The 26,925-nt window shown below is 29.5% G+C and carries 23 protein-coding genes and 2 pseudogenes; 9 read left to right on the plus strand and 16 right to left on the minus strand.

What is annotated here, in order from left to right:
• Nucleotides 1-205 precede the first annotated feature (205 nt).
• From KPL38_RS01830 to KPL38_RS01845, 4 genes are all read right to left on the minus strand, one after another.
• A complete protein-coding gene (locus tag KPL38_RS01830) occupies nucleotides 206-1,237 on the minus strand; it encodes a glycosyltransferase family 4 protein (RefSeq protein ID WP_216286149.1) in 1,032 nt (343 codons plus the stop codon).
• A 236-nt stretch (nucleotides 1,238-1,473) separates the two neighbouring features.
• Complete coding sequence (locus KPL38_RS01835; protein ID WP_216286151.1) at nucleotides 1,474-2,316, minus strand: CPBP family intramembrane glutamic endopeptidase; 843 nt, start codon at nucleotides 2,314-2,316, stop codon at nucleotides 1,474-1,476.
• A gap of 511 nt (nucleotides 2,317-2,827) precedes the next feature.
• Nucleotides 2,828-3,586 carry a CAP domain-containing protein gene (locus KPL38_RS01840; RefSeq protein ID WP_216286153.1) on the minus strand — a complete coding sequence of 253 codons (759 nt, stop codon included), beginning with the start codon at nucleotides 3,584-3,586 and terminating at the stop codon, nucleotides 2,828-2,830.
• A gap of 186 nt (nucleotides 3,587-3,772) precedes the next feature.
• On the minus strand, nucleotides 3,773-5,947 hold the full coding sequence (locus KPL38_RS01845; protein ID WP_216286156.1) for a DNA topoisomerase III: 2,175 nt from the start codon (nucleotides 5,945-5,947) through the stop codon (nucleotides 3,773-3,775).
• Between the two features lie 279 nt (nucleotides 5,948-6,226).
• Between KPL38_RS01845 and KPL38_RS01850 the strand changes: the two genes are divergently transcribed.
• The gene (locus KPL38_RS01850) at nucleotides 6,227-7,009 is read left to right on the plus strand and encodes a 3'-5' exonuclease (protein ID WP_216286157.1); all 783 of its coding nucleotides are present in this window, start codon (nucleotides 6,227-6,229) and stop codon (nucleotides 7,007-7,009) included.
• Nucleotides 7,010-7,051: 42 nt separating this feature from the next.
• On the opposite strand, the gene KPL38_RS01855 is transcribed toward KPL38_RS01850, so the two are convergent.
• The 7 genes from KPL38_RS01855 to KPL38_RS01885 form a co-directional block, all read right to left on the minus strand.
• On the minus strand, nucleotides 7,052-7,621 hold the full coding sequence (locus KPL38_RS01855) for a hypothetical protein (protein ID WP_246577764.1): 570 nt from the start codon (nucleotides 7,619-7,621) through the stop codon (nucleotides 7,052-7,054).
• 477 nt (nucleotides 7,622-8,098) lie between these two features.
• Nucleotides 8,099-8,779, minus strand: coding sequence for a pseudouridine synthase (locus KPL38_RS01860; RefSeq protein ID WP_216286159.1), 681 nt, complete (start codon nucleotides 8,777-8,779; stop codon nucleotides 8,099-8,101).
• A gap of 264 nt (nucleotides 8,780-9,043) precedes the next feature.
• Nucleotides 9,044-10,057 carry an isocitrate/isopropylmalate dehydrogenase family protein gene (locus KPL38_RS01865; protein WP_216286161.1) on the minus strand — a complete coding sequence of 338 codons (1,014 nt, stop codon included), beginning with the start codon at nucleotides 10,055-10,057 and terminating at the stop codon, nucleotides 9,044-9,046.
• Nucleotides 10,058-10,061: 4 nt separating this feature from the next.
• On the minus strand, nucleotides 10,062-11,996 hold the full coding sequence (locus KPL38_RS01870) for an aconitate hydratase (RefSeq protein WP_216286162.1): 1,935 nt from the start codon (nucleotides 11,994-11,996) through the stop codon (nucleotides 10,062-10,064).
• Nucleotides 11,997-12,046: 50 nt separating this feature from the next.
• A complete protein-coding gene (locus KPL38_RS01875) occupies nucleotides 12,047-13,387 on the minus strand; it encodes a hydroxymethylglutaryl-CoA lyase-like TIM-barrel protein (protein WP_216286247.1) in 1,341 nt (446 codons plus the stop codon).
• Nucleotides 13,388-13,825: 438 nt separating this feature from the next.
• The gene (locus KPL38_RS01880; RefSeq protein ID WP_216286164.1) at nucleotides 13,826-14,173 is read right to left on the minus strand and encodes a hypothetical protein; all 348 of its coding nucleotides are present in this window, start codon (nucleotides 14,171-14,173) and stop codon (nucleotides 13,826-13,828) included.
• A gap of 16 nt (nucleotides 14,174-14,189) precedes the next feature.
• The gene (locus tag KPL38_RS01885; protein WP_216286166.1) at nucleotides 14,190-15,143 is read right to left on the minus strand and encodes a ParM/StbA family protein; all 954 of its coding nucleotides are present in this window, start codon (nucleotides 15,141-15,143) and stop codon (nucleotides 14,190-14,192) included.
• Between the two features lie 511 nt (nucleotides 15,144-15,654).
• Between KPL38_RS01885 and KPL38_RS01890 the strand changes: the two are divergent.
• Nucleotides 15,655-16,508 (plus strand): annotated as a pseudogene (locus KPL38_RS01890) (methyl-accepting chemotaxis protein).
• 336 nt (nucleotides 16,509-16,844) lie between these two features.
• Complete coding sequence (locus KPL38_RS01895) at nucleotides 16,845-17,798, plus strand: hypothetical protein (RefSeq protein ID WP_216286168.1); 954 nt, start codon at nucleotides 16,845-16,847, stop codon at nucleotides 17,796-17,798.
• Between the two features lie 404 nt (nucleotides 17,799-18,202).
• Here KPL38_RS01895 and KPL38_RS01900 read toward each other — a convergent pair whose 3' ends face one another.
• A complete protein-coding gene (locus KPL38_RS01900; protein ID WP_216286170.1) occupies nucleotides 18,203-18,673 on the minus strand; it encodes a HEAT repeat domain-containing protein in 471 nt (156 codons plus the stop codon).
• An 814-nt stretch (nucleotides 18,674-19,487) separates the two neighbouring features.
• Here KPL38_RS01900 and KPL38_RS19495 point away from each other — a divergent pair.
• The 5 genes from KPL38_RS19495 (at nucleotide 19,488) to KPL38_RS01915 (ending at nucleotide 23,447) form a co-directional block, all read left to right on the plus strand.
• Nucleotides 19,488-19,826, plus strand: a complete 339-nt coding sequence (locus KPL38_RS19495; protein ID WP_246577765.1) for a P-type ATPase actuator domain-containing protein — start codon at nucleotides 19,488-19,490, stop codon at nucleotides 19,824-19,826.
• On the plus strand, nucleotides 19,823-20,155 hold the full coding sequence (locus tag KPL38_RS19500; protein ID WP_246577766.1) for an HAD-IC family P-type ATPase: 333 nt from the start codon (nucleotides 19,823-19,825) through the stop codon (nucleotides 20,153-20,155). The genes KPL38_RS19495 and KPL38_RS19500 overlap by 4 nt, the downstream gene beginning before the upstream one ends.
• Before the next feature lie 123 nt (nucleotides 20,156-20,278).
• Nucleotides 20,279-20,851 (plus strand): cation transporting ATPase C-terminal domain-containing protein, encoded by a 573-nt coding sequence (locus KPL38_RS19505; RefSeq protein WP_246577767.1) that lies wholly within the window; start codon nucleotides 20,279-20,281, stop codon nucleotides 20,849-20,851.
• 111 nt (nucleotides 20,852-20,962) lie between these two features.
• On the plus strand, nucleotides 20,963-21,628 hold the full coding sequence (locus KPL38_RS01910; protein ID WP_216286172.1) for a YczE/YyaS/YitT family protein: 666 nt from the start codon (nucleotides 20,963-20,965) through the stop codon (nucleotides 21,626-21,628).
• Nucleotides 21,629-23,264: 1,636 nt separating this feature from the next.
• A complete protein-coding gene (locus KPL38_RS01915; RefSeq protein WP_216286174.1) occupies nucleotides 23,265-23,447 on the plus strand; it encodes a hypothetical protein in 183 nt (60 codons plus the stop codon).
• Nucleotides 23,448-23,607: 160 nt separating this feature from the next.
• Here KPL38_RS01915 and KPL38_RS01920 read toward each other — a convergent pair whose 3' ends face one another.
• From KPL38_RS01920 to KPL38_RS01930, 3 genes are all read right to left on the minus strand, one after another.
• Nucleotides 23,608-23,841 carry a hypothetical protein gene (locus KPL38_RS01920; protein WP_216286176.1) on the minus strand — a complete coding sequence of 78 codons (234 nt, stop codon included), beginning with the start codon at nucleotides 23,839-23,841 and terminating at the stop codon, nucleotides 23,608-23,610.
• 51 nt (nucleotides 23,842-23,892) lie between these two features.
• Nucleotides 23,893-24,036 carry a hypothetical protein gene (locus tag KPL38_RS01925; protein WP_216286178.1) on the minus strand — a complete coding sequence of 48 codons (144 nt, stop codon included), beginning with the start codon at nucleotides 24,034-24,036 and terminating at the stop codon, nucleotides 23,893-23,895.
• A gap of 67 nt (nucleotides 24,037-24,103) precedes the next feature.
• Complete coding sequence (locus KPL38_RS01930) at nucleotides 24,104-24,685, minus strand: sugar O-acetyltransferase (protein ID WP_216286185.1); 582 nt, start codon at nucleotides 24,683-24,685, stop codon at nucleotides 24,104-24,106.
• 449 nt (nucleotides 24,686-25,134) lie between these two features.
• Here KPL38_RS01930 and KPL38_RS01935 point away from each other — a divergent pair.
• A pseudogene (locus tag KPL38_RS01935) lies at nucleotides 25,135-25,425 on the plus strand (ACT domain-containing protein); the annotation flags it as partial.
• Nucleotides 25,426-25,775: 350 nt separating this feature from the next.
• Here KPL38_RS01935 and KPL38_RS01940 read toward each other — a convergent pair.
• Complete coding sequence (locus KPL38_RS01940) at nucleotides 25,776-26,843, minus strand: mannose-1-phosphate guanylyltransferase (RefSeq protein ID WP_216286187.1); 1,068 nt, start codon at nucleotides 26,841-26,843, stop codon at nucleotides 25,776-25,778.
• Nucleotides 26,844-26,925: the final 82 nt, after the last annotated feature.

Here is a 26,925-nt window from a genome sequence, read left to right on the forward strand (position 1 = left end):
GCATAGCTCATACCAAAACTAAGATAAATAAAATAAGGGATAATAAAAATTATTGTTAGTTGAAATATTATATATAAAACGGGTCTAATTAACAATCGTTTATTGCATTTTACTATCTCCATATTATCATGAAATCGATCCAGATTATCATTTATATGCATTTGTAATTTTCCTATATCTTTTACCAATTTAATCTTGCATTAATTTACCTGCCCTTTATTCTCCATACCTTTTTATAAAATGTTTTCCACATACCCAGTACACTGTCTTTCGAGTAGAAATTATGTCCTCTTATTGCTTTTTCTTTAGCCTGATCATAATAACTTGAATCATTCTTTAATTTTAATATAGCTTTCACAAAACCTTCATTGTCATGTTCTCTTAAATAATAATCAAATAATATACCCTCATAAAGTTCTAAATCTCTTAATAATATCGGAGTATAGGTATTCATTGCTTCTAATATTGACATAGGGAAAAGCTCATTATAAGATGGCATGAAAAGAACATCCGATACGTTATATATATCATTCATCAAATCTCTCTCAACTATTCCTGTAAATAATATATTTTTTGGTGAATTATCCATTTCTTTTTTTAATTCCTTATATCCATCAGTAATGTTTCCAAATGAAAACCCACCAGCCCAAATAAATTGTATCTCAGGAAGTTTTTTTGCTATATTTATAAAATCAATGACACCTTTTCTTGTTTGTATTTGTCCTACTCCAAGTACAACAAAAGCATCCTTTGCGATTTTTAATTTTTCCTTGGCATTATATTTTTCTTCATTTGAAAGATTATAAAATTTTTCATCTGAAACATAATTGGGAATATACGTGATTTTCTTTTTTTGAATATCGTATGCTTCAAGTTTAGGTATAAAGTTAGGGTTAACCGTAACTAAGTAATCCATATTTCTATAAAAACTTATAATATATTTATAAAAAATTTTCTTAATAAAATTTGGTAACTTAATACTTCCTTCTATAGTTTCTGGCAAGAAATGTACATAACCTACTGTTACACCTTTTCTTTTAGCGAAAGGTATACTTAAATAATGCTTTAAGTCAATAGTATGATAATGCATTATTTCAGTTCTTGCTCTTTTGTTTATTACGACTTTATATTCTTTATCTAATCCATTTTGGACCAAATTTACTTGTTCTAAGTAAGCTGACCCTACCCCTTGACCTTTAACCTTATCTGCAGATGACAGCATATTTATAGTCGGCATAATAGTCACTCCTATCTAATATAACCTTATTAATACATTTATTGTACTCTATTATTATTAAGTATTGATTAATATTACCTTAAAATTTTCTTAAATTTCACGAAATAGCTATAAATTTCTACTTATAATTAATTTTGCCCAACTTTTTTGCTTTTAATATTGATTAATTAATAATATTTATTATATGCATAAATTATATATTTCATTTATACAATTTTAATTTAAACAATTAGTATTCACATTTTCAAAAATTCTTTATATATATTAAGTCTATTTTTACTTCTATTTTTGTTATGTCCAAAACAAGTTATAGCTAAAAATATCATTCCTATAGCTAAAAATATTCCATGAATTTCTAGAGGATATTTCACTGCTATTGATGAAAATGATGAAGTTACCAAAAGAGCCATAAGGTTGTTTATAAAATGAGCAAATATGCTTAAATAAATTGAACCTGATCTTAAATAAATAAGTCCAAGAACAATCCCTAGGAAAAAGGCATTTATACCTTGAGCAATATTCATATGTACTACGGCAAACAATAACGCAGATACTAAAAGCGCTATATTAGGGCTTATTTTTCTTGCCATTCCCCTTAATAGTATTCCTCTAAAAATAATTTCTTCATAAATAGGTGCTATAACAATGGTACTAAATATGGATATAATTGGCGATACAGTGTCCCCATTAAATACTTCATTAATAAATTGAGGCATAGATATTGTACTTATCCACAAGTTTAAACTATTATCAAATATCATACGAAATCCGATAATCATGAACGTTGCATAAGCAAAACTTGTTAAATTTAAATAATTACTCAAATTACTATCCTCTGATTCATTACTAAGCCATTTTATTAAAATAATGACAACATAATATTTAACCAAAACTCCAAAAACAAAAATTACATAAGGAACAATTTTTTCATAATTTCCTGAAAACAAATTTGTGATTTCTACAGGTACTTGTCCGAACACTTCCAATAAAATTGATAGAAACATTACAAATAGAGCTTTAACAATTCCCATTCTTTTTATATTCGTGCTTCCATTTTCTAATTTCTCTAAAAATTCCATTTAATCACTCTTTCTAACTTATTGTAGCCCTTTAAATACCATAACAAGTTCTATTTTATTTTAGTTTATCTTACATGCAATAATATTTTTAAAGTCTAATTTTTTTTGCAAAAACTAGCTATTTCAATTTTAATTAATTTAATTTTTCCTTTTAATTTATATATGTATAGCTATAAATACATAATTTAGTGATATTAAATAAGTTTAATTGTCATTCTCACATATAGAAAGCATACCATCTTTACATTGATTTAAGAGTTCCTGCGCCTTTATCTCGTTCATTTGCCTTTCAATTTTTCTAATTGCTTTCATCTCAAATCACTATCCTTTCTAATATTACAGATTTAAGTGTAACATAAATTTTATATAATATTATGTTAACTTAATGCAAACCTTTTACATACACCTTCTATTATTATCCATTTAGGGTGTTTTGTAAACAAAAAAAATCTATGTTTCTATATTGTAAAATCCAATATCTAGAAACACAGATTAATTAATGTTAAATTATTTATTTTCCTATGAATTGTTGAGTCCAATAAATAGTTCCATCTGAATTTTTCGCTACTCCAACTCCTATTTCAGTAAAATCTTTACTTAAAATATTAGCTTTGTGTCCTGGAGAATTCATCCAAGAAGTCATTACTGAAGCAGCAGTTTGCTGACCCATAGCTATGTTTTCACCAGCTGCTGTATATGTTATGCCAAATTGTTTCATCATGTCAAAAGGTGAACCATAAGTTGGTGATGTATGAGAAAAATAATTATTTTTTGCCATATCACTAGACTTAGTTCTAGCTACCCCTGAAAGCTGTGAATTATCTTTTAATGGAGCTAGTCCCTGTTTTGCTCTTTCCTTATTAACTAATGTTACTACTTCTTTTTCTAATTTATTATTCGCTGTCGTAGCCGGTGCTGTTGTTGCCTTAGTAGTCGTTGTTTTTGTAGCTTCTGTCTTTGTAGGTGTTGCTTTTGTAGGTGTTGCTTTTGCAGGCGTTGCTTTTGTAGGTGTTGCTTTTGTAGGTGTTGCTTTTGCAGGCGTTGCCTTGCAAGGGACTTGAGATTTAACAGCTAAACAATTTGAAGCTTTAATCCCATACTTAGCACATATCTGTTGTATAGTTTCTCCTGACTTAGCAGTGCAATTGATGGTATTACCCTTAACAATGTAATTAGCAGTGTTAACATCTTGGGCATACACTGTTGAACCTATTCCTGTTGTTGCTAAAATACCTAAAGTCAATATTAATGTTCTTAAATTTTTCTTCATCTTTTGTACCTCACCTTCTTCATTTTAATATGCAAATCAAGTTTTTCTCTTTGCATACTCATGTTATCATCTAAGTGAGGTTTTCGCATCTTTTATTGCTGGATATTTTGTAATATTATGTCGTAATTGATTATAGTTGTAACTTTAGTGTCATCTTTTGTCTTATTAAGATTTCTATATTTTATCTTACTTTTTTAAATTAAGCTTAGCAAAAGCCTCCGCCATAGCAGAATTTCCAGAATTAACAGGTTCATCTTTCTTATTCTGCTGATTTAAGAATCTACTAACATCTTTTTTATTTAAAACACTTTTTTCTGCCCCACGACGTTTAGTAAAGGCTGAAAGCTTTTCTCTATAACCACAACAACTGCAAACAAATATTTTGCCTTCACCATCGCCTCTAATCTCCATCTTTTTATGACAAGTAGGACAACGTGCATTAGAAGTCTGCGAAACTCCCTTACGATATCCACAGTCTCTATCCGAGCAGACTAACATTTTACCCCTTTTACCGTTAACCTCAAGCAAATACTTACCACAATCGGGGCATTTTACCCTTGCGACATTATCATGCTTATATATCGTCGTAGAAGCTACAACGTTTTTCACAAGCTTTGATGCATATTCTCTCATATCTTTTACAAAATTCATAGAGTTAGCTTTTCCCTTGCCTATAAGTTGAAGTTGCTTCTCCCATTTAGCCGTAAGTTCAGGCGATTTTAACTCTTGTGGGACTAACCCAATTAACTGTATACCCTTTGAGGTTGGATGAATATCTTTACCTTTTCTCTCCATATAGAAAGTGTTAAATAATTTTTCAATTACATCAGCACGAGTTGCTGGAGTTCCAAGTCCTGAAGTGTTATCCATGGCCTCTCTTAAACTTCTATCATCGATATTCTTTCCTGGATGCTCCATAGCAGTAAGTAGAGTTGCTTCATTATATCTAGCAGGTGGCTTTGTTTTTTCATTCACAGACCTAACTCCAGTAAGTTTAACTGCATCCCCCTTATTAATAGGTGGAAGTGATTGATCCTTTTCCTGGTTATCACCTGAACTGCTTATTTCTTTCCAACCCTTTGATTTAACTATTTTGCCTTTTGCCGAGAAGCTTTCACCCTTAACATTTATAACTACAGTGGTTTGCTCATACTCGAAAGGCTGACTTAATACTTCCAAAAATCTTTTTACGACTAGATCATAAATATTTCTTTCTTCTTTGTTTAAGCTTGATAAATCCACATGTTGCTCCGTAGGAATTATAGCATGATGATCTGACACTTTGCTATTATCTACAAGTCTACTTGTAGTATGTATTCTACCTTTTATTATGTTTCTAGCAGCTTTCTCATATGGTCCTATTGCTATGCTCTTTAATCTATCCATCAATGTAGGTACTATATCAGTAGTAATATGCCTTGAATCTGTTCTTGGATAAGATAATATCTTATGATTTTCATATAATCTCTGCATCTGATTAAGAGTTTGCTTTGCAGAATATCCGAACTTCCTATTTGCATCTCTTTGAAGCTCTGTTAAATCATATGCAAGTGGTGGAAGCTCTTTTTTAGATGATTTATTTAATTCGACTACAGTTCCCATTTGATTGTTTACCCTAGCTGCAACATCTTCCGCCTTTTGCTTATCAAATGTACGTGAGTCTCCATTTTTACTTGACCAATGAACTGTAAAGTCATTTACCTTTCCGTTTACTGTCCAATAATCCTTTGGAATGAATTTTTTTATTTCATTTTCTCTTTCAACAATAAGCGCTAATGTTGGTGTTTGAACTCTTCCTGCTGATAATTGAGCATTATATTTACAAGTTAATGCTCTAGTTACGTTGAGTCCTATAAGCCAATCTGCTTGCGCTCTTGATTGAGCTGCCCAAAATAAGTTTTCATAATCTCTACCAGGTTTAAGATTCGCAAATCCATCTTTTATTGCTTTTTCAGTTTGCGAGGAAATCCACAACCTCTTTAAAGGCTTTCTAAATCCTGCCTTTTGAATAATCCAACGTGCAACAAGTTCGCCTTCACGCCCAGCATCTGTAGCAATAACAAGCTCATCTACGTCACTTCTTTTAAGCAATTCATGTACAATCTTATATTGCTTTGACGTTTCCTTAATAACAACCAATTTCAAATCCTTTGGTAACATAGGAAGATCTTCTATTCTCCAGCTTTTATATCTTTCATCATATGCCTCTGGATCTGCAAGTGTAACAAGATGCCCTAATGCCCAGGTTACAATATACTTTGATCCCATTAAATACCCATTTCCACCTTGGGTACAATTTAATACTTTTGCAAGTTCACGACCGACAGAAGGTTTCTCTGCAAGCACTAATATTTTTCCCATATATATAACTTCCTCTCATATGTTAATTAATTTACTGAGCCATATCTATTTCTTTTAATTTATATGTAAATTATTAATTTTCAAAATATAAATAATATTAGAGAGTTTCTCTAATATTGATTGAAAAATAATATTATATTATCACCATACTTATTATAGACTACTTTATATGCAATGTTCAATTATTTATAGCTAAGGCATAAGAGTGAATGTGTTTTTTGTTGCCTTAAATGATATACTACATAATATGAAATATAAAATATGTTTAGAGGTAATTAAATGAATTATATAGTTTTTGATTTAGAATTTAACCAAGGATACAACTTTACAAATGAAATTAAAAATACAATAAACCCCAAATGTCCTTTTGAAATAATTCAAATTGGGGCTATAAAGCTAAATAACGATTTAGAGACGATTGAGACTCTAAATGTCTTAGTAAAACCTCAAGTATATCCTGCTCTTAATCCCTTTGTTAAAGAACTTACTGGAATTACGATGAATGACCTAGATGCCGGTGTATCTTTCAAAGAAATGTATAACGCTCTTTTAAAATTCATTGGAGCTGATAACAGTGTACTCTGCGTATGGGGTGCAACTGACATAAAAGAGTTATTCCAAAATATAGAATATTATAAATTAGATGCCTTGTTTGTACCCAAAGAATATATTAATATTCAATCATATGCATCAACCTCACTTAATTGCAAAAAAGGGATTAATATCGGGCTAAGTAATGCAACTGAATTGCTAAATATACCTATTAAAAATAAGTTTCATGACGCTTTAAACGATGCTTACTATACTGCCGAGATATTCAAAATAATTTATAGTAAAAAAATGAAACCTAATATATATATTCGAAATAAGCATACATTGTTAAACAGGTCCAATACCCAAACTTATAAAGCGGATTTTCCCAAGCTAATAAATCAAATGGAAAAAATGTTTAAGAGAGAAATGACAGTAGACGAGAGATCTATAATCAAACTAGCTTATATTATGGGTAAAACAAATCAATTTCAAATTAAAATAACTCCAACTCCTATATCAAAAAAATAAAATCAGTATAGTGTTTACTCTATACTGATTTTTAAAATTTTATTAATTTTCTGTTTCTTCACTTACATTGACATCTTCTACATTAGTATTTTTATTTTCTAAATTAGCTTTTCTATTGTCTAATGTATTAAGATTTATATGATGAGTAACCATATCTTCAGTTGTACCCATTATAAATCTATTCAAATAAATTTTCCCACCTGGAGTATTTGCTATTGCATAAGGCTCTTTGTCCTTCTTAAATAGAACCCAAGTACGGTTGTTGTTAATTACTCTATTTACATCTTCTTTATCTATTATAGTTCTTGTCTTCTCTTTACCGTATCTGTCTCTTAATATTACAGCAACAGTATTTTCATCTAATTTTTCATAATCATTAATTGTATTTTGATCATATATTTCTATATTACATCTTCTATTATCTAGAGTATCTCCATTAATATGCCTTACAGGTGCTTTAGGATGAACATCTAAAATAAATGATTGTAAACTTTGTTTCCTTCTATATTTCTTTTCTTCAATATAATAACTACTCAAATTTTGCGCTAAGAAGTTATTAGCACCTTTATTCCATTCCGCAAACCAAAGACCTTTTTCCAATACCTTTTGCAAATCATTTGTATCTATTTTACAATCAATTGTATTTCCGTCTTTTTTAACTAATTTTAAAATAGTGATATTTTCTAGCGTCTGATATTTGTTTGATTTGGTTTCAACTTTAGTGGTTTCTGTTTTATTTTCGTTTTTTATGATAGGACACCTCTTTCTTCTATTTAGGCATCTTCAAAAAAATAACCAGTCAGCATGCTAGTCTATTTTTTTCATCTGCCTTATAAGGGATTAAAAATCACGTATACCTTAATATTTCCCTAATTTTTTATTAACAACTCAATTTTCATCTAGAAAACACATGTTTATTTTTAATCGATTATATTAATTATATCACATTCATTGTGATAAAGTCACCCCTATTGAAATGAATTTAAAATTTGTTTGTTTAAAAAAATTAAAATCATTATTAGCATTATTTTTTTTGGTTAAACTTCTTAATAGATACATTATGGAGAAAATATAAACAACATATTTGATCTAGCTATTTTTTAATTGCTTTATCTCCATATCAGTAAGGTATCGCCAGGTTCCAACATCTATTTCACTTAACTTTATATTGATAATTCTTGTTCTTTCTAAACTCGTAACTGTATATCCAAGAGCTTTGCTCATTCTACGAATTTGTTTATTTAATCCTTGAGTTAATATAATTATAAAAGTATCATCACTAACTCTAATAACTTTACAAGGTCTTGTTACAACTCCACAAATTTCAACGCCCTTTGACATTACTTTAATAAAGGAATCGTTAAAAGGCTTGTTTACAGTTACTATATATTCTTTTTCATGTTCATTTTTAGATTCTAAAATGTTGTTGGCCAATTCACCATCATTTGTCATCAATATTAATCCTTTAGAGTTTTTATCCAATCTACCGACTGGGAAGATATATCCCGGGTAATCCATGAAATCAATTATATTGCTTTTTACTGACTTTTCTGCGGTGCAAGTAATTCCTACTGGTTTATTTAATGCAATATATATTTTATCGTTTGCTATAATATTTTTATTATCAAGAAGAATATTATCCTCTATTTCTACCCACTGTCCTGGAATACATTGTTTTCCATTTACCATTATCCTGTTTTCCTCTACAAGTCTATTAACATCAGTTCTTGAACAAATACCATAATTGCTAAAAAGCTTATTTATTCTCATAATAAATCTTTATCCTTTCATTAATCATCCAAAAATTCACTATCCATTCTAATCATTATACCAAATGTAGATAAATGTAGATATATATCTACATTTATCTACATCTACATATATATCTACAAATATACACATCTATACATATATATGTTTCGAACTTGCTTATAAATATTATACATCATATTAACATGTAGTCCTTCTAAAAAAATAACTCATAAGCAATCTGCTCATGAGTTATTTATTGATAAATATTAAAATTTACAACTATTAATTAGCTTGTTCCTGCATTTTATCAATTACAACTTGCGTGAACTCGATTGTTCCAGTGTTACCACCTAAATCACAAGTTAAATGTTTTCCTTCTTTAAGAACAGCTTCTACAGCTTTCTCTATTTTAGTTGCAGCCACGAGTTCTCCTATATATCTAAGCATCATTACGCTAGATAGAATACAAGCAGTTGGGTTTGCTATGTTCTTTCCTGCTATATCTGGAGCGGATCCATGCGCTGGTTCAAAAACTGCGCCTTCTTCTCCAATGTTAGCACCTGGAACTAGTCCTAACCCCCCAACTAGACCTGCTGCCATATCAGAGAGTATATCTCCATACAAATTAGGCATAACAAGTACATCATATTTTTCCGGATTCATTACAAGCTTCATACTCATAGCATCAACTATAACATCCCCAAATGCAATGTCTTTATGTTGTGCTGCTACATCTCTTGCACATCTTAAAAATAGTCCATCAGAAAGTTTCATAATATTTGCTTTATGAACAGCTATAACTTCTTTTCTATTTTGCTCTTTTGCAATTTTAAAAGCATATTCTACTATTCTATCACTAGCTTTTTTGCTTATTATCTTTATACTCTCCGCAATATCATCAGTAATCATATGTTCTATACCTGCATATAAATCCTCGCTGTTTTCTCTAACTATTATTAAATCTACATTCTCAAATCTTGAAGGAACGCCTTCAAACGTTCTTATAGGCCTAATATTTGCATATAGATTTAATTCCTGTCTTAATGTAACATTAACACTTTTAAATCCTTTACCAACTGGTGTAGTTACAGGTCCTTTAAGTGCAACCTTATTCTTTTTAATGCTCTCTAAAACGTAGGGAGGCATAGGAGTATTAAACTCCTCTATAACTTCTGCACCCATACGTACTATTTCCCAATTTATTTTAACTCCACTTTTTTCTAATATTTTAACGGTAGATGTTGTTACCTCTGGTCCAATACCGTCGCCGGGTATAAGTGTAATATTATGCATCATAGTTCTAAACCACTCCTTTTCTATTGTTTTTCATAAGATTTATTAATCCACCATGTATAAGCATTTCTTTTTCTCTATCTGTTACTTCAGGTAGAGTTATGTACTCTGATCCCTTTGTTATATTCTTTACAATTACTGTGTCTTTTTTGATCTGCTCAGCAGCATCTTCAATAACTAATTCATCCATCATATCTATATTTTCATAATCTTTAACATCTTTAAATACCAATGGTATTATAGCATTATTAATTAAATTAGCCTTATGAATTCTAGCAAATGATTTAGTAAGAACAACCTTAATACCAAGGTATAGTGGTGCAAGTGCCGCATGCTCTCTACTTGATCCTTGTCCATAGTTTGAACCTGCAACTATTATTCCACCATCATATTTTTTAGCCTTAGCTGGGAATTCTGCATCGCTAGGTGTTAAACAAAACTCTGCAAGGTATGGAATGTTAGATCTAAATGGAAGTAATTTAGCATTAGATGGCATTATATCATCTGTTGTAATATTATCCCCTAATTTTGTTAGAACTTTACCTGTAACATTTCCTATTAATTCTTTTGCTTTAGGGAATGGCTTTATATTGGGTCCTCTTTTTACCACTATATCTTTACCGTCCTGCGCTGGACTTATTATTAAATTATCATTAATGACAAATTCTTCAGGCATTGGTACTTTAACAGCGTCTCCAAGTTCCCTTGGGTCTGTTATATATCCTGTAAGTGCTGATGCAACAGCAACTTCTGGGCTTACAATATAGACACTTGCAGAAACTGTTCCAGATCTACCTTTAAAGTTTCTATTAAATGTTCTAAGTGATACTGCTCCAGTTGAAGGTGCTTGACCCATTCCTATACATGGTCCACATGCACTTTCTAGTATTCTTGCACCGGCATCAATCATATCTCCAAGTCCACCATTTTTAGATAACATATTTAAAACTTGTTTTGAACCTGGTGCAATAGCAAGTGACATATCTTCAGGTATCGTTTTACCTAAAAGTATTTTCGACACTTTCATCATATCAACATAAGATGAGTTAGTACAACTTCCTATTAACACTTGGTCAACCTTTATGTCCTTTAAAGATGAAACAAGAACTACTTTATCAGGACTATGAGGACAAGCAACAAGAGGTTCAATTTTACCCAAATCTATTTCAACTACCTCATCATATACTGCTCCCTTATCTGCTTTAAGCTCTACATAATCTTTTTCTCTATGTTGAGCTTTTAAGAATTTATGAGTTGTCTCATCACTAGGAAATAATGAAGTGGTAGCTCCAAGCTCTGCGCCCATATTTGTTATAGTTGCTCTATCAGGTACACTTAGAGTTTTTAGTCCATCACCTGCATATTCAAATATTTTGTTAACTCCACCTTTAACTGTTAACCGTCTTAATACTTCAAGGATTATATCCTTAGCTGCAACCCAAGGGCTAAGCTTTCCTGTTAAATTCACTTTAACAATTTTAGGCATAGTTATATAATATTCTCCTCCACCCATAGCTACAGCGACATCAAGGCCTCCTGCTCCTATAGCAAGCATTCCTATTCCTCCACCGGTTGGCGTATGACTATCAGATCCAAGTAAAGTTTCACCTGGAACACCAAATCTTTCTAAATGAACCTGGTGACAAATGCCATTCCCCGGTTTAGAAAAATAGATACCATGTTTTTTTGCAACAGTCTGAATATATAAATGATCATCTGCATTTTCAGGACCAGTTTGTAAAATGTTATGATCAATATATGCAACAGATTTTTTAGTCTTAACCTTATCAATTCCCATAGCTTCAAATTGAAGATATGCCATTGTACCTGTAGAATCTTGAGTTAAAGTTTGGTCTATCTTAATTGCTATCTCATGATCAGTTATCATTTCACCCTTAACTAAATGGGCTTTAATTATTTTTTGCGCAACAGTATATTCCATTATATCCCTCCATTTTATATATAAGTACAGCTTACAATATCTAAACTATATTAACAAGCTTCAGTGCCTTGTACTTTCACATGTAACTCTGGAATAATCTTCTTTGTAATCAATTCTAATTCTTCACTTTTCATTACAGTAGTTCTCCCAGTCTCATATTGCTCATCTACCCAATCTTTTATAATATTAATTCTTTTATCTTTTTTAGATATTTTATCCGTTCCCTTTAATCTGAAGTAAGTATTGACCCAGGCTGCTATACCTGCATGCCCCGAGTGTTCATTAACTGCAACTACTATTGGTCTGCCTAATATTTTTTCAGTATCAAATATATTGTATATTTCTTCATCTTTTAATATTCCATCAGCATGTATACCAGCTCTAGTTACATTAAATTCACTACCTACAAATGGTGTTTTAGGTGGAATACTATATTTAAACTCGCCTTCAAAATACTTACCAATTTCACTTATAAGCTTAAGATTCATATTCTTTACATTTCCTCTTAATTGACCATACTCTATAATCATAGCCTCAAGTGGACAATTACCTGTTCTCTCGCCAATACCAAAAAGTGATGTATTTATAGCAGCGCATCCATGAAGCCATGCTGTTGTAGCATTTGGAACTACATTATAAAAGTCATTATGTCCATGCCACTCAAGATATTCTGAAGGAACTCCGCCATACACTATCAATCCATTTATGATATGTTGTACACTCCTTGGTAACTCCGTTCCTGAGTATGGCAATCCAAGTCCCAATGTATCACAAGCTCTGATTTTAATCTTAATACCAGATTTTTTGGAAATTTCCATAAATCTTTGTACTAATGGTATTACAAATCCAAAAAAGTCAGCTCTAGTTATATCTTCAAGATGGCATCTTGGAGTTATTCCATTTTCGATTGCTTCTTCAACCAATGAAACATACAAATCCATTGCCTCTTGCCTTGTTTTATTAAGTTTTTTAAATATATGATAATCAGAACAGGACATAAGCATTCCTGTTTCCTTGAGTCCCATATCCTTCACCAACTTAAAATCTTCCTTGTTCGCTCTTATCCAAGAAGTTATCTCTGGGAATTTATATCCCCTTGCTAAACACTTCTTGACAGCATTTCTATCCTTTTCAGTATATAAGAAAAATTCAGTTTGTCTAATTATTCCAGAATTATTATCAAGTCTGTGTAGATAGTCAAATATTTTAACTATCTGCTTTTCAGTATAGGTATCCATTGATTGCTGACCATCTCTAAATGTAGTATCCGTAATCCAAATATCCTCAGGTATAGACATTGGAATTTGTTCACTTCCAAACACGATCTTAGGAATTTCTGAATATGGAAATATATCTTTAAACAACTTAGGTTGTTCTTCATTCTTTAGCATAAACTTTTTTGTTGCTAACTTAGGATCATTATTCTGTGTTGATTGAACTTTTTTCATTTTTTCCTCCTTCTTATCCTGCTTATTTGGACCTTTAGTTACTTCATATGATTTTAGAATTTATGATTCTTGTGCATGTTAAAATTTCAATTTAATGCTAATTATATAGCTTTAAAATAGTTTTGTAAAGATGATTTGCAATTTCACAACGTGTACACACCATTTTTTTCAATAATACCTTTAATGGAAAAATAGCCAATAACCGACTTAATTTTTATACTGTGTGTCAAGAATATAATTATATCATGCTTTAAACAAATAGCGATATAATTATATTTATATATAAAAGGAGCCCACTAAATTTTCTTAGTAAACTCCTTCTATTTATAGGAATACTTTGTATAATCAATTTTAAAAATTAACATTTTTATATCTAAATTTTTATTTTTTTCTAAATCTTTTAAGATTACTTAACGCTTTAAGTGCTTCTTTACTTTTATCTTTATTGTCTTTATCACAAACACCTTCGTTCACAATCTTGTCATTAGGTGATATTTTGCTATTTTTTATATATTTTTTAACAATATCTTCTATTCCAATCTCTTGTTCTTTAGTAAAAGTACCCAGCCTTTCTTTTCTACCATAAAAATCTGATTTTATAAGCTCCTTTATTTTACTATTCCAGTTTTTATCAAGATATCCTGACTTATTTAATTCATTAAACAAGTTCTCATCTTGTTTACCAAAAACTATGGATTTTACACGTTTAAAAGTAACGTTATTATCCATTTTTTATCACCTCACCTTAATCATTGAATGATAATTGGGCAACTTTATGAAATGAATTTGCATTTGCAAATCGAGGATTTTCTACAAATACAACATCATTTTTAATATATTTTTTAATATAATCCTTAAATGTGATTGCTCCACCACCGATTATAAAGACTTTATCAGCTTGTCCAATTTGTCTGTATTCAGCTTTAAGACTAGTAATTATATCGTAAATGTAGTTATCTTTTAATGCATCTAATACAGACAAGTCGTGTGTTGCTCCATCCATATCTTTTACGTACCCCTTTTGGAGTATTCTTTCCATATCTTTTTCATTAATATTTATATCAAATTCTTCATTTAGGCGTCTAGAAAGTTTGCCAAAAATGTCTTTTGTACCATTAGGCATAGATGCATATACGTCCTCAAGGTCCATGAAACTGTAGAAACTTACATCTATAGTGTAATGTCCAAAATCTATCACGACACTGTTAGGCAAGTCTTTAAACTCTTCCTCGTACAAAAAAGGCATACCTGATGCTTGAGGAATAGTTGTTATATTGTTTATAGTTATAAGCTTCTCTTTTCCCCCATTAACACTAACTACTTGGTTATCACAAGCGCTTTTTATATATTGCTCAAAAGGTTCACATTGCTGGTTATAATATTGAATCGGTAATCCTACACATAGATTACACTGTACATTATCTACATGTTCGAATGACGATTTATATATGGATGCTAATGTTAATACTTTTATTATCACTCTATCAATTTGATCTCTTACCTTGTTTATGCCCGACAACTTTTTACCTTGGTTTGTTATAGTATAGTATTTATCTCCAATCTTCACTTCAATAATTTCATCTGAAGCTACAGCTAACTTTTTACCTTCTAATACGCTACTTACAAAGCAGTTGTTAGATGAATCTTTCAATGCTGAATATCCATGGTCTTGTCCTAAAAAAAGAACCTGATTAATCATAATACCCCCTCCTCCTCTTATTTAAATATATATTTTAGTATTACTTAGTCATACTTTTATTACTTTTAAGGTAATAAAAATTATTACTTTTATTACCTTATAAATATACTACAAATTTGAATATATTACAATACTTTACAATAAATATTGTAATATATTAATGTAGACAGAATATAACTAAGATATATGCACAGTTATATTCCGTCTACATTAAATGGTGTATGACTAATTTTTTATATACTAATTAAATTAAACTTTAAATTTGTCCACTGCGTTTTCTAGTTTATTCACTAACTGTTTTAAATCTTCTGCATTAATTTCTGCCTTGTTTATTGCTAACACTTCTTTAGAATATATTGGAGTCTGTTTAGTTATGTCATTTCTTTTTAAAATAACTTCATTTAATGTAGATATATCTAGTACCGTCTTTAAAAATAGATTTTGTTTATTATATGATAAAAATATTTTATATATTATTCGAATTTTTTACAATTAATTGGAGGAATTTTATATGATTAAAAAATTAGCAAATGGTGAATTAGATATAACTGCCCTAGAAATTAAAGATGTTGTTGATATTAATTTACTACAAACCTTTCAGTAACACTTGCCACTGCAATGGCTATGGCAAGTGTTACTGTAGATAAAGAAGGCAATCCTGTAATAGGTACAATATTAGGTGGACAAATTTTAACTTCAGCTCCAGAAGACTAGAAATATAGAAAAACAGCAAATGAGATTGGTGTTAATGAAGAAGGTTATATTGACGCAGTTAATAAGATAGTTTTAACCAGTGAAGAAAAAGTATCAGCAGCTGCAGAAGTGTTGTATATTGTAGCAAATTCACTTTCACAAGCGGGCTATGAAAAACTTAAACTAAGTACTATGTCTCAAACCCTCACTAACAACTTTAGTCAGATATCCTCAACTATGGAAGAACTCAGTGATTCTTCAGTAACTGTAACAAATAATCAACATAATTTAAGTGATGAAATCACTAATGTAAAAAAAATATCAACAGACATAAATGCAATATTGGACTCTATAAAAAGTATAGCTGATGAAACAAAAATGCTCGGATTAAATGCAGCTATAGAAGCTGCTAGATCAGGGTATGCTGGTAGAGGTTTTGGTGTCGTTGCAACTGAAATAAGGGCCTTATCCCAAAGCTCAAAAGAAACTGCCGTTGAAATATTAGCTCTTACAACTAAAATACAAGAATCTGTTGATAAGACTATTGAGACTTCTCATGCTACACTTGAAACAACAGAGCAACAATCATCTGCAATTCAAGAGGTTACTTCTAATCTAATGGAAGTTACAACTTTATCTGATGCATTAAATGCAATGGCAAATAATAAATAACATTTAAACTCTAATTTAGTTCTATTTGCTTAAATTAACAATATTAAATATAATTTAATGTTAATCTATACTTAATTGAACTTTTTTTCATTTTCATTTTAAGTAATATAAGTATTGGGATTATAAAGTATTTTAATTTTATTTAGAACCTTTATGAAAGGTAGCAAACTTATCAAAAGATAAGTTTGCTGTTCTAAAGGTCCCTTCATTTAATGGTAGCTAGACGTCGAAAAGCTATTTGTTACCCTAAACCATAGTAATTCTATTCAATATAAATTACGTTTAAAATAAAGTTTAATATGTTTTCAAACTAAATTTGAAGGGATGCTGATTTTAATGAGTTGGAAAACGAAAGATGAAAGTTATTTATTAAATAACTGGGAAATTAAATCTTTGCCAGAAATTATGGAGTTCTTAGATAAAAGTCATGATAGTATTATACGGAAAGCTGGCAGAATGGGCTTAAATATATGTAAGGACCCAAACAATAATCTAAAAAGAAAATGGACTATTATTGAAGATACCTATATGTTTAATAATTATAATTCTTTTCCCTTAGAAAAGTTAACAAAACATTTAAACAGAACTCGTCAAAGTATAGCAAAACGAGCTCAGTATCTTGAATTGAGTACAAAATTAAAACGATGGACCGAAGTTGAAATAAATTTTTTAAAAGAATATTGGGGCCTAATGACCATTCAAAACATTTCTAAAAAACTAAAAAGAACAATGACTGCAGTTTCATTAAAAGCATGTCAGTTACATTTAAGAGAGCAAATCATAGGTAATGGGTGCTTTTTAACAGCACCGTATATTAGTGATATTCTCAACATAAGAATTAGAACTATATATCACTATATGGTTAACGACCGATTGCATTTTAGAAAATTTCCAGTAGGAAAGATATTCAAATATCAGATATCTATCGATTCATTCTTGGAGTTTCTAGAAAACAATAATACCCTTTGGAATAGTACTACTGCTAATATGAAAATTATAGGAGCTTATTATAGCTGTTATAACATGAAAAAGAATGAAATGTTTTCAATAACTACTTCATTGCCAACTTGGTTAAAAATCAAAATCCAATATGATTCCAGTAATATATTGCTTAACCACAATAATCTTAAATGGACTAATTTAGAAGATAAGTTGCTCTGTGACTTAAATAAAAGAGGTTGCTCATTAGATATCATTTCCGTAACACTACATAGAACTTCCTCTGCAATAAAAACTAGGATCTATGTGCTTGGCAATAATAACTTAAACGATAAAAATCATTTAATATAATTAGATATTTATCCAATATCTTAGAGTTGCTTCCCCATCTTCTTTTCCCATTTCAAGTTTTGAATCAATCAACTTAAATATCATAAAACTCCTCCTGTGGTTTGTTTAGTACAATATGCAGTTTAAATGCAATTACATTTTGTCCACTCTTGATTGTAAATGTATCTTATATCCATTCCCACCATTGCCTATTCCCCTATAATCTCAAAACTTTCATAATTTTCATTATATAATTTACCTTTATAATAGTCTACATTTTATTAACATTAGCTTATGGCTTATAAATTTACATAAATGTTAATGCTGTAGTAACTGTAAATAAGAAATGTCGTGAAATAAATATCTCACGGCATTTCTTATATAAACATATGAAATGCTTTTATGTTAAATATTCTAGATAATAATTATTTGTTTTGCGACTTGTTTTTGGGTTTGTTTTTTAAAACATTTAAAATCCATTCATCAAAACTACTCCCTCTATCTCCCTCATATACATCATATGGTTCAGGATAAAGTTGCTTAAATTTCTCTTTAAACTTAGTTATTTCAAAACTTTCTTTTAATTCATTATCTACATTATATAATTTTTTATTTATGTCTTTGATTAAATGTGCCTTGGGTTTACCTAGTTTCAAACGTTTACCATTCTTAGTTATGCCTAATGAATGAGTTGCACGAAGAGCTTCTTCTTTAACTTTAAATACTAAATCATGCATTGCTAATCTTGTTAATACATCTCGAGATTTTTGGCATTTCCAATTTTTCAACTCATTTACTGCTTCAAGTCTTTTTCTCCAATTAGCTTTATCATCTGCCATTTTAACTAACTCATTAATATTATTAGGAGTTTCTTTCTTAATTTCGCTCACTGACACCCAATACACCGCCTATTTTATTGATTTTCTATAATGTATATTAAAAAATATAATAAAATATAACTTTTAACTCAAATAAGTCCGTAAATAACAAAATATATCTAAAATTCAATTTCACGTTATTTATTGTATCCTTATAACTATCCTATACCAACATAGTTGCCTTAATATATGTAATAAACATGGCTTAATTACTAAGGGATATTATAGCAATATAATATTACATTATTATAAGTTATTAATATGTAATATAAAAGTTCATATATTATGTAATAATATATGAACGCTAGATATATAGTCAATCTATATTATTTGGAATATTTTAAATTATATATAAATAATTTAAATAACTGAGTAATACAATACATTAAAAGGCCCTATAATGTGAGTTATTTTAAAGTAATAGCTTAAAAAAATAGTTTTTTTTCTATTTTTACAAGAAAATTCAAAATATAAGAACTATAATATAGGATATTACCAATAATGTGGGATGTATTAATTATTATAGAGAGGATAACATTCTATTTTCATACTCCCAATAGCAAAATAATATATTGGAAAATTGCTTATTCGTTAAAAGTATATAAAGTTTTAATATTATAAATTTAGAAAAGGAGTCTAATTATTTATGAAATCGCATGATAATATTTATAAACTTACTATTGTAGATGCATGTAAAGCAATGAATACAAGAGAGGCTGGGTTGACATCATCTGAAGCAAATGACAAATAAAAGAAATATGGTAAGAATGCTATCATTGAAAAAAAGGGAACACCCACCATTATTATTTTCTTGTCAAACTTTATTAGTTTAATGGCTATTTTATTATGGTTAAGTGGCATTGTTGCTTTTATGGCTGTGATGCCTGAACTAGGTATTGCTATTTGGCTAATTAATGTTATAAATGGTGTTTTCAGTTTCTGGCAGGAATATCGTGCTAACAAGGCTACAGATGCTTTGAAAAAAATGCTTCCTTCATATGTTAGAGTCATCAAAGACAATAAGGAACAACAAATATTTGCTGAAAACCTAGTACCAGGAGATATTATGCACATTGAAGAAGGTGACAAGATATCTGCTGATGCACGTGTGCTGACAAGTAGCGATCTTCAAGTTGATCAATCTACACTGACAGTGGTGATTACGGATTGACTGCTGAGAGTATTTCTAAACATATTGGTATTGTTAAAGATGAACACCCTAGGATTATATCAGGTTTAGAATTAGGAACTATGCTAGATGCGCAGCTTAAAGAAGCATTGAAAAGTGAAGTTATTTTTGCCAGAGTTGCACCTGAACAAAAATACAGAGTAGTGTGTATGTTACAAAAAATGGGACATATTGTGGCTGTTACAGGTGATGGTGTTAATGATTCACCTGCACTAAAAAAAGCAGATATTGGTGTAGCTATGGGTATCTCCGGTACAGATGTTGCCAAGGAAGCTGCTGACATGATATTGACAGATGATAATTTTGCTTAAATTGTCAAAGCCATTGAACTAGGTCGCGTAGTGTACAGCAATATCAGAAAATTTCTTCTTTATATTTTTAACAGTAATATGTAAGAAGCAGTACCTTCAGTTGCATTTCTATTATCTAAGGGATTGATACCACTGCCTTTGACCGTAATGCAGATACTATCAGTTGATCTTTGGACAGATATGTTACCAGCACTTGGACTTGGCACCGAATTACCAGAACGAGGTATAATGGATCGTCCACCTCGTTCACTAAAAGATACATTATTGAATAAAAGAACTATTATATTAGCATTTTGTTGGTATGGTCTATTTGAGTCGATTGTATCAATGGGCGCATATTTCTTTGTAAACAAACTAAATGGTTGGCCAAATGTGCTACTTTCAAGTTCTGGATTAGTTTATAGACAAGCTACTACAATGGCACTTGCAGCTATTGTTTTCTGCCAGATTGGCACAGTGCTATGTTGCCGTACTGAAAAGCAATCTATTTTTAAAATTGGGTTGTTTAGTAACAAAAGAGTATTGAAAGGAATTGCTTTTGAAATAGTGGTAATTACTGCACTTATCTATGTGCCATTTTTACAGGGTATTTTTCAAACTGCATCCATTGGTATTAAAGAATGGGCATTTCTAATTATTACTCCTTTACCTATTGTGTTCTTTGATGAGATTAGGAAATTAATTGCTCGTCATTAACTTTAGAACAAAAATACTGAAAAAATTAACTAGGCCTCACAAATAACACCAACGCTCATATAATCGTACAAGGATTGAGAATATAGAAAGGATATGTGAATATAGTTGAATATGATTAAAATACTAAATCTACTCAAAAGATTAGCTCTGTTTTTTGTAGGAATGATTATAATGCAAATCGGAGTAGCCCTGTTTTTAAAAACTAATATCGGTTCTGATCCCTTTACTTTATTCACTCAAGGATTAGCCTTTATATTAGATAAAACACCGGGGAATGCCAATATGATTATTTCGGTTATATTATTTTGCCTAATACTTTTAATTGAAAAAAGCCGTATTAATATAGGAACAATTATATGTGTGGTTGGAGTAGGTCCCATTATTGACCTCGGAGTAAAAGTTATTTCGTTTTTCCCAATTACATCTTTGAATATTGTATTAAAAATGCTTTTAGTTGTATTCGGCTGTGCTCTAATCTCCATTGGATTCTCTATACTTTCAGCAAGTAAAGTAGGTATGGCGCCAAATGATATTGTTTCATTTATAATAAAAGATAAAACTAACTTCCAATATCGTTGGATTCGTATGACATTAGATATTAGTTTTTTAATAATAGGATTTCTATTAGGTGGAGTGTTTGGTATAGGTACATTAATATCAGCACTTCTAACTGGTCCTTTCATACAGTTTTGCCTTCCTTATGGAAAAAAATTTGTAAATGCTATTGTTAAAGATCGAGTTGAAGATGGAGAGGTCAAAAACAAAATGTATCTTTAGGATCTTAAATTTAAAATAATAGCATCCAACTAATTTTTATGAAAATAATCACATAAAATATTAAAATATACTTATACAAATAATGCGAAAACAGCACCCAAAAATTATAAGCTATCGTAATAATTTTGCTTTTTTGATTAGCTTTTGCTTATTTGTCCATCTGATATTATACTGATTTTTATATGTAAATAAATAGGCATACAATATAACGAAAATTTATATTATATGCCTTATACTTTTTTAGAATGATTTATAGCCAAAGTTCGTATTAATAGACTTTCACGTCATTTAATGTTTGTAAATTTAGACTAAAACTTGTCCTTAACAGATGTACATGCTACAAATAACACAAATACTATGTTAATAAAGCTTATAATAGCAACAGTATCTTGCGAAGACATAAAATAAATAATAGCACTATTAAAAAAAGCTACTAACCCTAATAACAAAAAATTATTTACATGTCGTCTAAAGTTCCCATACTAAAAAGCCTCCAATTTTGTTATCACATTCTGAAAATCACATTTTTCTTATTTAACATATCTCTTAAAAAATTTACACCCACATATTGTAATCACTTCATCATATTCGCAATATTTATTATATATTAGTATGTTTTTATATCCATTGGTATCTATTAGCTACTTAGTTAATAATAGAATTAAGACCCATACAACATAATCTGTGTTATTTTCATCTGTTTATGTCTGTTTAATGATGTTTCATGCTTTTGGGGTTCAAGTATAAAACTTAGAATGATATGATATTAATTGGAAATATATTTTCTGGAAAATTTGAGTATAATACTATAAATATGGGAGTGGATATTAACATGCATAAATATATATTATCATTTTTTACTATTTTAATATGGTTTGCAATAGTCTTAATGTTTACGACAAATGTTTTATTAGAATACAATAGATTAATTTATTATATCGTAACAATAATATTGCTCATTATACCTACTGAAATAATTAAACGTTACATTTATAAGAAAAAGCATTAAAATATATACTTCTTACATTGGCTTGTGTTTATTTGTACGCTGATATAAATTTAATAGACTAAAAATATACCATATTCAAATAACGGACACCTTGTCAGACAAAATAATCTGACCATTTTCGTTACTTAAATGTGGCTTTTAATACAATTCAGTGTATTCAATAAGTGAACTTCCCATTAATAGCTTAATTAGATTTAAGAGATTCAAAATATAAAGGGTTCTACCTTATTTCGTAGAGGTCCTAATGTAAAAAAGAGGTGTAAACTTTGAATATAATATTTAAGAAAACTGTATTGGCAATTGTATCAATTACAATGTTTGGTCCTATTATAATGACAGTAATAATAAATGCACCAGGATTAATGAGAATATTAACCCAATAGCCATAAGAACAAATCCAATCAGTCTACGGTAAATCCCTTATCCTTGAAAAAATTGTAAACTGCAACACACTCAATAATAACCTATCTGTCATATACTTCTGTTAGATTTCCAAAAGCACGTTCGTTATTTGATTTATGTTCTTTCTCAATCATTCTTTTTAATCATATAAAACTAAAAAATGTATTTAAGGGAATAGTATTTATATATATAATTAATTTATAAATTTAGAAAGAAGGAATAGATATGTTTAATATACCATATATACCTCCAGGAATATATGTAATGATAATTGCATTAGTAGCATTGCTTTTACTGTCTATATTTCACGATAAATTAAAAGCAGGTACAGTAACTAAAACAGAATATATAATAAAATTTCTAACTGCAATAGGACTTATTTCATTCTTTATTTATCCCATGTATTAATATACCAAACCCCATATCATACAAGATAGTCACATTTATAGCGATGGTTTTTTGCAATACAATGGGATAACAAACCATATGTTTAAAAATTATTTTTCATTTAGATTTTTCAGTGTTTCTTGGTTTCCTTTAGAAAAATCTATTTTGTTACATAACATTATTATGCCATGGTTTGTTCACTATCTGTTGGCTTTCTATCAGTAAATAATGCACCTATGGATAATATAAAAACTATAGAATAGGAAACTGCGAAAGCATTATCAAAAGCCTTGCTTAGTTCCTTATTTTTAATATCTTGACTAAAGTTTATTATATATTTAACTTTGGTTTTTTGTTTGTTTATGGTAGCTAATACCATTGATTTTTTATTGTTAGGGACCTTAGCTAGCATCATCTTGCCTTGATTATCAATATTATTAACAACATCTTCTTTTGAACCTGATATTTAATTTCGATTTGAATTATTAATTTTACTCAACATTTTTTCTTTAACAATTGGTTCTAGATTTACTTGTGAATTTATTTTAGTTGTAACTTCTTGTTTAATATTATTAGTTGCATTTGTGATATTACTATTTAATATACTCACAAGAACTGCAATGCCTACACGAAGGATGTGAATCAACTTCAACTTTAAATTATGCTCATATATTATTTTAATTGTTATCTCTTATAACTTTACATGGATTTCCATAGGCTACTTTATTATCTGGAATTGATTTAGTTACGACACTACCTGCACCAACTGTAACATTATTTCCAATAGTAACACCTGGTAAAATAATAGTCCCTCCACCAATCCAAACATTATCACCTATAGTAACAGGTGCAGTTAATGACTTACAAAATGAAAAAGCACCATTCTCATTTAAAGTGAATCTTTCTGTTGCATTTATTGGATGAAAAACAGTATAAATTTGTACATTAGGAGCAATAAGTGCATTATTACCAATAATAATTTTATTGCAATCTAAAAAAGTACAATTCATATTAATCTCACAGTTATTTCCGATATATATATTATTTCCATAATCAATAAAGAATGGAGCTGTAATCCATAAATTTGCCCCTCTTGAACCTAAAAGTTCGTTTAATATCTCTTCTTGTTTTTCTTTCAATTCATAATTTAATTGATTATATATTCTTATTAAATTTTTAGCTTTATGCCATTGTTTTAATAACTCTTCATCACCACAATTATACAATTCCCCAGCTAACATTTTTTCCCGTTCTGTCATACTCATTCCCCCATTTTATATAATAATTTTTGATAAACAATAAAATACAAGTATGTCCTTACTTAATTATATAGAATATTAATATAAATCTCAATTATTTTAAACACAGCCTAATTATTTATTGAATATTTTTTTGAAAATTCCTTTATGCTCTTTTTATTTCTTTTGCATTTTATCTTTTATTTCAATTAATTTTTCGTCTACTAATGCAAAATGCTCTTCAAGTTGTTTTGTCGGAAATGTGGCTCTACTCCTATTCACAATAATTATTGCAATTGAAATGATGTTAATATCTAAAAATGACGTGAAGATTCTATATTTCACGACATTCTATTTTTTTGATGTCTAATATATAACGTGCTTTTTTATCCAATATTAACAAACAAATTATAATTAATATATATAAATTATTGTAATTATAGTATGATTAATTAAATATATATGTCGCTTTTTTATCTATAACAAAGACATTGGATGAATTATCAATTGTATGTACCCAAGATAGTATTCCTAATAATATTAAGTGTGAAAGTAATTGGAGAATTTTAAAGGTAGAAGGGCCATTGAATTTTTCATTAATTGGCATTATTTCTTCAATTAGTAATGTATTGGCACAGCAAAAAATAAGTATGTTTGCTGTATCTACATATGATACAGACTATATTCTTGTTAAAGATAAAGATATAGATAACGCAATAGTTTCATTATCCGTTGTAGGATATGAAATTATAAAATATTAGAACTGTTTTGATATTGTTAAACATCAAAAATCATTTCATTTCTCCTCTTAATATTGAATTTAAAATAAAATATTTTTTTCAAAAGCGTACAACATAATGTGTATTATAATTAATGCCCCTTCGACAGTTGCAGCTATATATGCGAGGAAAAGCAAATTCGCTGATACTTGTAATTCTATTACAAACCAGGCAAACTTATGTAAACACTACCTAACATAAAACTTGAATATAGAAAAATTTCTCATCTACAAGAGCGATAGCTTTTTATAAAAAGCAACCAATAATTTGATTTTGTACACTTAATCGTATGACAATAATAGACCCCACCTTCAGGTGGGGCCAATTAGAATTTATATATATTTTTCTGTTTCACTGTCTTCTTTAAGTTCATTAACCAAATGCTTAATTTCTTGATCCTTATTCTTGTCCATTACAAGTATTACATCCCCTGCATCAACAATTATAAGATCTTTTATGCCAAATCCAATTATAAGCCTGTCTTTACCAAATACTGAGCAATTTTCACTCTCCTCCATAAATGTATTACCTAAAACATTGTTACCACGTAAATTACTTAAGAATCTTGAAAGCGCCGCAAATGTTCCTATGTCATCCCACACAAACTCGCATTTTATAACAAATGCCTTTCTAGTTTTTTGCATTATTCCAAAATCCACTGATATTCCATCTATTTCATTATATTGTTCTTTTATTACATCATTTTCTTCATCAGTCTCTAATGCTTGATATATAGTCATCAAACGCTTATACATCTTAGGTAAATATTTATCCATCTCACGCAAATACACATCTGCTCTCCATACAAACATACCGCTGTTCCAAAGAAAATTTCCTTTTAACAACAAATCCTTAGCTACCTCAGCATTAGGTTTTTCTAAAAATCGTTCTACTTTAAATGTAGGTATGTCAGCATTTACTCTATCTCCCATCTCTATATAGCCATAACCAGTTTCTGGTCTTGTGGGCTGTACACCTATGGTGACTAGCCCTCTTTTTTTATTTGCAATTTCAACTCCCTGTAGCACAGTTTCTTTAAACTCCTTTTCATTTTCTATATAATGATCAGAAGGTAACACTATCATTGTTGCTTCCTTATCCTGTTTTAATAATTTAGCAGCAGATAGCCCTATACATGTAGCAGTCTCTTTATTACTAGGTTCCACAAATATATTTGATTTGCTGATTTCTGGTAATTCCTCACAAATTTTATCAAAATACTCTTCATTAGTAACTACATATATATTTGCATTGCTAACTAAACATTTGATTCTATCCACAGTGCTTCTTAAAAAGCTCTTATCATTAATAATTTTTAAAAACTGCTTAGGGTTTTGTGCGCGAGATAATGGGTAAAGTCTTGTTCCTTTTCCACCTGCTAATATTAGTACATATAACAAAATACCACCCCAAATTATTACTCATTTTATTTTATGAAACATAAGGCTATGTTGTGAAAACAATTTACAATGTTGCTATATT

Origin of the sequence: Clostridium psychrophilum, assembly GCF_018861705.1 — a bacterium.
Taxonomy (GTDB): domain Bacteria; phylum Bacillota; class Clostridia; order Clostridiales; family Clostridiaceae; genus Clostridium_AD; species Clostridium_AD psychrophilum.